The 6,660-nt window shown below is 70.2% G+C and carries 5 protein-coding genes and 1 pseudogene; 4 read left to right on the forward strand and 2 right to left on the reverse strand.

What is annotated here, in order from left to right:
* Positions 1-353 (forward strand): annotated as a pseudogene (locus tag G6024_RS08210) (MBL fold metallo-hydrolase); the annotation flags it as partial.
* A gap of 27 nt (positions 354-380) precedes the next feature.
* Here the strand turns inward: G6024_RS08210 and G6024_RS08215 are convergent.
* On the reverse strand, positions 381-986 hold the full coding sequence (locus G6024_RS08215) for a TetR/AcrR family transcriptional regulator (protein ID WP_067717435.1): 606 nt from the start codon (positions 984-986) through the stop codon (positions 381-383).
* Positions 979-3,357 (reverse strand): MMPL family transporter, encoded by a 2,379-nt coding sequence (locus G6024_RS08220; RefSeq protein WP_159148458.1) that lies wholly within the window; start codon positions 3,355-3,357, stop codon positions 979-981. The genes G6024_RS08215 and G6024_RS08220 overlap by 8 nt, the downstream gene beginning before the upstream one ends.
* 234 nt (positions 3,358-3,591) lie before the next feature.
* Here G6024_RS08220 and G6024_RS08225 point away from each other — a divergent pair, with 234 nt between their 5' ends.
* From G6024_RS08225 to G6024_RS08235, 3 genes are all read left to right on the forward strand, one after another.
* Positions 3,592-4,986, forward strand: coding sequence for a rhodanese-like domain-containing protein (locus tag G6024_RS08225; RefSeq protein ID WP_159148459.1), 1,395 nt, complete (start codon positions 3,592-3,594; stop codon positions 4,984-4,986).
* A 115-nt stretch (positions 4,987-5,101) separates the two neighbouring features.
* The gene (locus G6024_RS08230) at positions 5,102-5,698 is read left to right on the forward strand and encodes a rhodanese-like domain-containing protein (RefSeq protein ID WP_159148460.1); all 597 of its coding nucleotides are present in this window, start codon (positions 5,102-5,104) and stop codon (positions 5,696-5,698) included.
* Between the two features lie 42 nt (positions 5,699-5,740).
* Positions 5,741-6,622: a sulfite exporter TauE/SafE family protein gene (locus tag G6024_RS08235; protein WP_159148461.1), complete on the forward strand. Its 882-nt coding sequence runs from the start codon at positions 5,741-5,743 to the stop codon at positions 6,620-6,622.
* Positions 6,623-6,660 lie beyond the last annotated feature (38 nt).

Consider the following 6,660-nt stretch of genomic DNA (forward strand, 5'->3'; position numbering starts at 1 on the left):
TGACCGGGCCCGGCGGCGCCCGCCTGCTGTGGGCGAGCGACACCGGGCCGTGGGACGACGAGTGGTTCACCGCGGTGCGCGGCGCCCGCTACGACGCGGTCTTCCTCGAGGAGACGCTGGGCGACCGCGAGGAGATCTCCCCCGCCCACCTGGGCCTGGACCGGTTCGGGGCGACGCTCCGGAGACTCCGGGACATCGGGGCGGTCGACGAGCGGACCGACGTGGTGGCCGTGCACCTGGGCCACCACAACCCGCCGCCCGACGAGCTGGCCGCGCGCCTGCGGGAGCACGGCGCGCGGGCCGGTGTCGACGGCGAACTCGTCCGCTGCGGGGAGGCTCCCCGGCTGTACTGACCCAGTCGCGCTGTTCGGTCGTGCTGCTCAGTCGCGCTCGAGGAACCTCGCGGCGCCGTGTTGGAGGAGATCGAACGCGTCGTCCAGGTAGGACTCGGCGGAGTCGGCGGGCCCGGCCCCACCCGGTCGGTGCCTGAGCACCGACGCCCCGGCGGCGAGGCTCAGGTCGACCATGACGCGGACCCGGAACCAGTTGAGCTGCGGTGCGCGGCGGCCGACCGCCTCGTAGAGCGGATCCAGGATGTTCTCGGCGATGCTGGTCCAGGCGTCCGGGCCCAGCATGAGGCCGATCTGCTCCCCGGCCACCAGCAGGTTCTCGGCGGCGTCGATATCGTCCGCCGAGCGCCCGTAGAGCTCGTGGAAGGTCGAGCGCAGGACATCCAGTGGCGACAGGTCTGCCGGCGCCTGCTCCACCTGCCGCACCCATTCGGCGATCTGTTCGCGCAGGAAGTGCACGAACGCGTCCTCGCGGTGGGCGAAGTAGTTGTGGAACGTCCGGGTCGAGACACCCGCCCTCCCGGCGATGGCCGAGACCGTCGCCCGCTCCGCCCCCTCGGCGACCAGCAGTTCCACTGCGGCCGCCGAGAGGCGGGTGCGGGTGTCGGCCTTCTTGCGCTCACGCAGGCTAGGCATCGACGCGGGCCTTCTCACCACCGTCGGCGGATGCCACAGCGGAGCTCTCCTGCTGCCCGGTCTCCAGGGCGGAGCCCTCCACGTCGACGGTGGGGAGGATCTTGTCCAACCACCGCGGCAGGCCCCAGGCGCGCTCGCCGAGGAGGAACATCACCGCGGGGATGATCGTCATGCGGACGACGAAGGCGTCGAACAGCACGGCGACCGCCAGGGCGAAGCCCATCACCTTGATGAACTGCTCGTCGATCAGCATGAACGCGGCGAAGACGCTGATCATGATCAGGGCCGCCGCGGTGACCACGCGGGCGCCGTGCTTGAAGCCGTTGGCCACCGCGTTGTGGGCGGTCTTGCCGTGGACCCAACCCTCACGCATGCGCGAGACCAGGAAGACCTGGTAGTCCATGGCGAGCCCGAACACGATGCCGATGAGCATGATGGGCAGGAAGCTGATGACCGGCTGCGGATCGGAGATGATGCCCAGCCAGCCCTCCTGCCAGATCGCGACCGTGATGCCGAAGGTCGCCGCCATCGACAGGCCGAAGCCCAGGGCGGCGATCAGCGGCACCCAGATCGACCGGAACACCAGCATGAGCAGGACGAACGCGAGCGCGAGGACGATGCCGACATACGGCAGCAGCACCTCGGTCAGACGCTCGGAGATGTCCTCGTAGATCGGGGTGACGCCGGTGACGGAGTAGGTCCCCCCGGTCTCCTGCTCGAAGCCCTCGGCTCCGGACCGGATCTCCTCGAGGACGCTCGCGGCGCGCTCGTCGGTGGCACCGTACTCGGGGGTGATGAGCACCTGGGCGGCGTCACCGGCCTCGTTGGTTTCGATGATCTGCGCGTTCTCCACCCCGTCGAACGCCTGGATCTGATCCACCGCGGCGGCCCACGCCGCCGGACGCTCCTCCTCCGGCACCTGCAGGGTGTCGACGAGCGCGATCATCGGGGCGTTGCGGCCCGGGCCGAACGCTTCCTCCGTCATGTCGTACGCCATACGGTTCGGGGTGTCCGGGGCCATCGTGCCGTCGGACGGCATGGCCAGCCGCAGCTGCGCGGCCGGGATGGCCAGCAGGAGGAGCAGCAGGACACCGGCGCCCGCGAAGAGCACGGGACGGGCACGGATCCGGCGGACCCACGCCAGGCCCATCGTCGGCTTCTCGTCCTCCGGGTCGGGCGCCTTGACGCCCTTGATGCGGGCGGCGAAGAGCTTGGTGCCGACCGCGCCGAGGATGGCCGGCAGCAGCGTGATCGCGACCAGCACGGCGATCGCCACCGTCGCGGCGGCGGACAGCGCCATCGCGGTGAGGAACGGGATGTTGATGATCGACAGCGCCGCGAGGGCGATGAGCACGGTCAGTCCTGCGAAGACGACCGCGGATCCGGCCTTGCCGACCGCGAGCCCGGCGAGGTGTGCACGCTTGTGGGCGTCGATCGCCTTGAGTTTCTCCGCGAGTTCGACGGGCTCGAGATCGTTGCCGCCGATGTGTTTGACCAGCTCGGTGCGGAAGCGCGACACGATGAACAGCGCGTAGTCGATACCCACGGCCAGGCCGATCATGGACGCCAGGGTCGGCGTCATGGTGCTGATCGTGTCGGTGAAGGCGGTGGCGGCGAAGATGCCGCCGATGCCGATCCCGACGCCGATGACGCCCGTGAGCAGCGGCATGCCGGCGGCGATGAGCGAACCGAAGGTGACCAGGAGGATCACGGCGGCGACCGCGATGCCGATGATCTCGCCGACGGCGCTGATCTCGGACATCTGGAAGGCGTTGCCGGAGTACGCGATCGTCAGGTCGCCCTCGTGCTCGGCGACGACCTCGGCGAAGGCCTCGCGGTCCTCGGCCTGCACGTCCATCGTGCTCTCGGCGTCGAACCGCACCTCGACCGTGCCGGTGCTCTCGTCCGGGCTGAGCGGGCTCAACGCGGCGATATCGGCCGCGATCTGCTCCTCGGCGATGCCCTGCTCGGCCTTGGCCGCGGTCAACTGCTCCGACAGCCCCTCGGCCGCGATCACCGGGCTGACCAGCGCGTCGGTCCCGGCGAGAAAGTCCAGGCCCTGCAGATCGGCGAGGAAGGCATCGACGTCCTCGGACACCGCCGGGTCGGTGAGGGTGCTGCCCTCGGGCGCCCCGATGACGACGGTCCCCGTCGGGGCGTCGAGCTGGCTGCCCGCGCCGGCGAACCTCTCCTGCATCTCTTCCTGGGTCTCGATGGACTCCAGTCCCGGGATCGAGAAGGTGGTGCTGGTCTGCTGCGTCAGCGTGGCGGCGGCCGTGCCGACACCGACGATCAACAGCATCCAGGCTGCGATGAACCGCCATCTGAACAGGTAGGCGGACCGCCCGATGCGGTAGAGGAATGACGCCATGCGCTGGCTCCTGGTGCGTAGGTGCATTTCGCGAACCCTCACAGTTTTGCACGGCATCTGCACGATTCCACAGCCCGTGCAATCTTTTGTGGCGCAGGCCACCCTCGGACGCCACGCGCGGCGGCAGAACAGCTGCAAGGACATACCCCCCAGGGTGTCTTGCGCATACCCCATGGGGTATGTATTGTCGTGGCACACCCCGAAACAGGGAACCCGATCGACAAGGAGAGCAGCATGCTTCTCGAGCGCATCTACGACGAAGACCTCGCCCAGGCCGGTTACTTCATCGGCTGCCAGGCCAAGAACGAGGCGATGGTGGTGGACGCCCGCCGCGACATCCGCCAGTACCTGGACCTCGCGGCCCGGCACGGCATGACGATCACCGCCGTCACCGAGACCCACATCCACGCCGACTACCTGTCCGGCACCCGTGAGCTCGCGCAGGCCACCGGCGCGACCGCCTACGTCTCCGGCGAGGGCGGCGACGACTGGCAGTACGGGTTCGAAGCGGAGCGCCTGCACCACGGTGACCAGCTCAAGCTGGGCAACATCACCGTCGAGGTCGTGCACACCCCGGGCCACACCCCGGAGCACCTGTCGTTCCTCATCACCGACGGCGCCTTCGCGGACAGCCCCGGATACATGCTGACCGGCGACTTCGTCTTCTCCGGAGACCTCGGCCGACCGGATCTGCTCGACGAGGCCGCGGGTGGGGTCGACACCCGCTTCGAGGGCGCCAAGCAGATCTTCCGCAGCCTGAAGGACTCCTTCGTCACCCTGCCGGACCACGTCCAGGTCTTCCCCGGCCACGGTTCGGGCAGCGCCTGTGGCAAGGCCCTCGGCGCGCTGCCGTCGACCAGCGTCGGCTACGAGCGCCGCTTCGCATGGTGGGCCGGGTACGTCGAGCGTGACGACGAGCAGGGCTTCATCGACGAGATGCTCGACGGACAGCCGGACGCGCACGCCTACTTCGGCCGCATGAAGTGGCAGAACAAGGAGGGCCCGGCGGTGCTGGGCGCACTGGCCCCGCTCCGCGAGTTCGGCACCCTCGAGCTGGCCGACGCCCTCGAAGCGAACGAGGTCGTCGTCGTCGACACCCGTGGCCAGGACGAGGTCCACGCCGGCACCGTCCCCGGGGCCCTCAACATCCCCGGCGTCGACAAGGCCGCCTCCTTCGGCGCGTGGGTCTACGACCCCGAGAAGGAGGACACGCCCCTGGTGGTCCTGGCCGAGGACGTCGAAATGGCCGAGGCGCTGCGCGATCACCTCCTGCGCGTCGGAATCGACACGGTCACCGGCTACACGACCAGCTTCGAGGGCCTGCCGATGACGACCCCCGAGATGATCGGGCCGGACGAGCTCGCCTCGTTCGACGCCGCGATGGTGCTGGACGTGCGCAACAAGACCGAGCACTCCGACGGCCACATCCCGGGCTCCGAGCAGCTCAGCGGCGGCCGGGCGCTGTGGAACCTCGACCGGCTCCCGACCGACGGACCGATCGTGACCTACTGCCAGAGCGGCGTCCGCAACTCGGTCGCGGCCAGCGCCCTGCGTCGCGCCGGTTACCGCGTGGTCGAGCTCGAGGGCAGCTACGCCGCCTGGTCCGAGCGCAACCTCGCGACCGTCTGACCGGTCGCGCCCACACCCGGGGGCCGGTCACCCGGCCCCCGGGTCCGGTGGCGCCCGGCGCCACCACCCCGACACCCCCACACACCCCGAACAGTCAAAGGACATCGCTTCACCCATGCTTTCCACGCTGACGAACGCCCCGACCATCGCTCCCGCCGATCTGCGAGAGGCGATGGACTCGGACACCCCGCCCACCGTCATCGACGTGCGCTCCGGGGCCGAGTTCTCCTCGGTGCACATCCGCGGCTCCTACAACGTGCCGCTGCCCCTGCTCGCCGAGCACGGGGACGAGTTCGCCTCCCGCCTGCCCGGCCAGGTCGTGCTGATCTGCCAGTCCGGCAACCGGGCCCGCCAGGCGAACGAGCGGCTCGAGTCCGTGGGCGTCGACCCCGACTCGGTGACCGTGCTCGACGGCGGCATCGCCGGCTACGAGGCCGCCGGCGGCGAGGTCATCCGCGGCAAGGGCGCCTGGGCGATGGACCGACAGGTCCGCATGGTCGCCGGCTCGCTCGTCCTGGCCGGCGTCACCGCCTCCAAGGTCGTCTCCCCCAAGTTCGCCTACCTCGCCGGCGCCATCGGGGCCGGGCTGACCTACTCCGCGGCGAGCAACTCCTGCGCCATGGCCGCGGGCCTGTCGAAGATGCCGTGGAACCGTTCGGCCGACGAGCCGGGCCTCGGCGCCGTCCTGGACTCGCTGCCCGCCCGCTCCTGACCGATCCCACCCCGGCGCCCCCGCCGGAGAAAGGCACCTGACATGGAGATCACCACGATCATCGTCGTGGCCCTGGCCGTCCTGGTCGGACTGTCCCTGGGCCTGCTCGGCGGGGGCGGTTCCATCCTGGTCGTCCCACTGCTCACCTACATCGGTGGGCTCGACCCCAAGGAGGCGATCGCGACCTCCCTGTTCGTCGTGGGTGCCACCTCACTGGTCAGCCTCGTCGGCCACGCCCGCAAGGGCAACGTCCAGTGGCGTACGGGACTGATCTTCGGCGCCGCCGGCATGGTGGGCGCGTTCCTCGGCGGACTGGCCGGCGGCTATATCCCCGGCACCGTCCTCATGGTCGCCTTCGCGATCATGATGATCGCCACCGCCGGTGCCATGATCAAGGGACGCAAGGACCGCGACGGGCAGAGCAACGATCACCACCACCCGCTGTGGCGGATCCTGCTCGACGGCCTCGTCGTGGGCGCCGCGACCGGTCTGGTCGGCGCGGGCGGCGGCTTCCTCGTCGTCCCGGCCCTCGTCCTCCTGGCGGGCCTGCCGATGACCGCCGCCGTGGGCACCTCGCTGCTGGTCATCGCCATGAAGTCCTTCGCCGGGCTGGGTGGCTACCTCACCTCGGTGTCCCTGGACTGGCCGCTCGTCGCCGCGGTCACCGCCGCCGCCATCGCCGGCTCCTTCGTCGGTATCCGCCTCACCTCCGTGGTCCCCGAGAAGGCGCTGCGCAAGGGCTTCGGGTTCTTCGTCCTGATCATGGGCGCCTTCGTCCTGTCCCAGGAGCTACCCTTCCCCGCCGCGCCGATCATCGGTGGCATCGTCGTGGTCCTGGCAGCCGCCGCCGCGATCTGCGCGTTCGGGTTCAGGGAACGCTGCCCTCTCCGGACCCCGCAACCGGCCGCCGCCAGCGTGGCCTGACACCGGCCCGGCCCGACGCCGGAAGACGATCCACCCCG

It is taken from the genome of Dietzia maris, assembly GCF_014144855.1.
In the GTDB taxonomy this organism is placed as follows: Bacteria; Actinomycetota; Actinomycetes; order Mycobacteriales; family Mycobacteriaceae; genus Dietzia; species Dietzia kunjamensis.

Coding starts and splice junctions, on each gene's coding strand:
- G6024_RS08220 (WP_159148458.1), bottom strand. CDS start 3,357: ATGGCGTCATTCCTCTACCGCATCGGGCGGTCCGCCTACCTGTTCAGA.
- G6024_RS08230 (WP_159148460.1), top strand. CDS start 5,102: ATGCTTTCCACGCTGACGAACGCCCCGACCATCGCTCCCGCCGATCTG.
- G6024_RS08235 (WP_159148461.1), top strand. CDS start 5,741: ATGGAGATCACCACGATCATCGTCGTGGCCCTGGCCGTCCTGGTCGGA.
- G6024_RS08215 (WP_067717435.1), bottom strand. CDS start 986: ATGCCTAGCCTGCGTGAGCGCAAGAAGGCCGACACCCGCACCCGCCTC.
- G6024_RS08225 (WP_159148459.1), top strand. CDS start 3,592: ATGCTTCTCGAGCGCATCTACGACGAAGACCTCGCCCAGGCCGGTTAC.